We start from the raw sequence: 283 nt of genomic DNA on the forward strand, positions 1-283 counted from the left end.
AGACCGCATGACCCACCCCGGCCGCACCTCGGCCGAGCGCCGCGCCCTCGACCGCGTCGGCTGTGGTGAGCCTCCGGGCTGCTCGCCGAAGACCCTGCGACGCCTGCTCGACGACGGGCTGCTGATCGACCAGGGCGGGGACCCCGGCGCGGGATCGAGAGCAGCCAACGTCTGGGCCGACACAGGTGGGTCGTGGAGCGGACGCTGGCCTGGTTCGCCAAGTTCCGCCGCCTCGCCATCCGCTACGAGCGACGGGCCGACATCCATCTCGCCTTCTCGACCC

1 pseudogene is annotated in these 283 nt (G+C 72.8%); it reads left to right on the plus strand.

The annotated features are described in order from the left end of the window. Positions 1–144 precede the first annotated feature (144 nt). Positions 145–283, plus strand: a pseudogene (locus MKL11_RS24275) (transposase); the annotation flags it as partial.

Source organism: Methylobacterium sp. J-077 (assembly GCF_022829365.1).
Classification (GTDB): Bacteria; Pseudomonadota; Alphaproteobacteria; order Rhizobiales; family Beijerinckiaceae; genus Methylobacterium.